This is a genomic window from Hymenobacter agri, assembly GCF_054778495.1.
This window is the reverse complement of the sequence record NZ_BAAGZM010000674.1, coordinates 1-2,161: the sequence shown is the minus strand read 5'-3', so window position 1 is coordinate 2,161 and position 2,161 is coordinate 1. Positions and strand designations below refer to the sequence as shown.

The following is a 2,161-nucleotide window of genomic DNA, read 5'->3' as shown; positions in this document are numbered from 1 at the left end:
CTCCAGCGGCGCAGCGAGTCTTTCTCGGCGGGCGAGTAGGCCCCGGCCGCGCCGGCCGCCAGCAGCGCCTCGCGCTTTTTTTGGGCGCTTTCGTAGCGCGGGTTGGTGGCCGTTTTAATTTGTTGGGTGAGGAAGTTGCCGGCTTCGAGGCGGTTGGTGTACACCGAGCGCAGGAAGTGCATAAACGAGCCCGTGTAGGCCGTGAGGCGGTTGGCGGCCCACAGGCGGCGCTGGGCTTCGTCGCGCGGCTTCATTTCCTCAAATACCGGCTGGCCGTAGTAGGTAATCGAGCCGGCGTCCTTGTCGTAGGCGAAGTACAGGCCGTAGTATTTCAGGCGGTAGCCCAGGGCGTCGTTATCAATCTGCAAAAACTCCTTGGTGCGGGCACTCAGTTCCTGCGTCGAGTCGTCGAGCATCACGCGCACGTCGTCGGGGTTGCTGATGTGGCACTGCTCCGAAAACGTGCTGCCGCCCAGAAACAGCTCGGCAAACTCACGGTATTGCTCGGGCTTGTTGGGCTCGGGCTTCACCACCACCTCGCCCAGCTGGTTGCCGGTAGGGGCGAGGTTGATGGTGAGCTTCAGCGGCGTGGTTTCGACGGTGATGGTCTGCTTGCCCAAACGGTAACCCACGTAGGAACCCACAATATCGTACGTGCCCTTGGGCACGCGCGGAAACTCAAACTCGCCCTTTTCGGTGGTAGTAGCGCCCAGCGTGGTATTGGCCAGAAATACGCTGGCAAAGGCCAGCGGCTCGTGCGTCACGGAGTCGAGCGCCACGCCGGTGATTTTGCTCTGGGCCTGCGCGGTGAGGGATAACAACAGGCCGCCGACGGCCAGCAACAAGCGGAAATAATGCATCGAAAACAGATAAGTTGATAGGAGTTGGCCAAGTCGGCGAACAATTGTAGAGACGCAATTATGCGTCTCTACAATCTGGCTTGCGGCTCAGCCAATTGCCAGCGCCGCGCGGGTGTTCTGCGCATCCAACGCCAGCTGGGTCGTTAATGCCTCCAGCCCGTCGTATTTTTCTTCGGCGCGCAGCCAGGCCACGAACTCCAGCGTGAGCAGCTGCTCGTACAGGTTACCGCTGAAATCCAGCAGGTTCACCTCAATGGTCTGGGCCAGGTCGTTGCCAATGGTGGGCCGCACGCCGATGCTGAGCATGCCCGGGTGGCGCGTGCCCGCCGCCGTGATGCACCACACCGCGTAGATGCCGCGGGCCGGCACCAGCTTCAGCGGTTCTTCCACGCGCAGGTTGGCGGTGGGGTAGCCTATTGTGCGGCCCAGCTTCTGGCCGTGCTCGACGCGCCCGGTGAGGGGATAGGTATAGCCCAGGTAGCGGTTGGCGGTGGCTACGTCGCCCTGCCGCAGCGCCTGCCGGATGCGCGTGCTGCTCACGCCCACGGCATCCACGTCTTCACGCGGAATCTCCTCCACGGTCAGCCCATACCGGGCGGCGTGCTGGCTGAGGTAGTCGAAGCCGCCCTCGCGGTTTTTGCCGAAGCGGTGGTCGTAACCAATCACCAATTGCTTGGCGCCCACGGTGCGCAGCAGCAGGTTCTGGATGTATTCTTCCGATGTCCACTGCGCAAACTCCCGGGTGAACGGCACAATCAGCAGGTAGTCAACGCCCAGCGCGGCCAGCCGCTCGATGCGCTCCTCCAGCGTGTTGATGAGCTGCAATTCCAGCAGCTCGGGGTGGGAGGGCGGCGGGCCCAGCACCAGCCGCGGGTGCGGCCAGTAGGTGATGACGACCGTGGGCGCGGCGCTGGCCTGGGCCACCTCGCGCAGCCGCGCCAGAATGCGCTGGTGCCCCACGTGCACGCCATCGAACGTACCGCTGGTCACGACGGCATTGCCAAGAAACGGAAACTGGGCCGGGTCGCGGATGACGTGCATAGGGCGCCGGAAAAGCGAATGAGGGAAGCGGAACGAGCCGCGAAGGTACGGGGTGAGGTAGAGACGCAATATTTTGCGTCTCGTCGTTGAACGGTAACGCCTGGACGGCTCCCTGGCGGCGCGGACGACGAGACGCAAAATATTGCGTCTCTACTCCGGTTTAATTTCCGGAGTTTCCTGAGCGGCTTGCTGCTGGGCGGCCAGCGCATCGGCTTGCAGCGCGGCGAAGTATTGCAGGCCGGCGCGGTTGGGCGTGCTCA

General features: G+C 63.3%; 2 protein-coding genes. Both read right to left on the bottom strand.

Annotated features, from left to right (window positions below; all coding sequences use genetic code 11):
* Positions 1-860: carboxypeptidase-like regulatory domain-containing protein (locus ACYVDE_RS20900; RefSeq protein ID WP_460503471.1), on the bottom strand; the 860-nt coding region annotated here is incomplete at its 3' end.
* Between the two features lie 87 nt (positions 861-947).
* A complete protein-coding gene (locus tag ACYVDE_RS20895) occupies positions 948-1,901 on the bottom strand; it encodes a bifunctional riboflavin kinase/FAD synthetase (protein WP_460503470.1) in 954 nt (317 codons plus the stop codon).
* Between the last annotated feature and the right edge of the window lie 260 nt (positions 1,902-2,161).

Coding starts and splice junctions, on each gene's coding strand:
- ACYVDE_RS20895 (WP_460503470.1), bottom strand. CDS start 1,901: ATGCACGTCATCCGCGACCCGGCCCAGTTTCCGTTTCTTGGCAATGCC.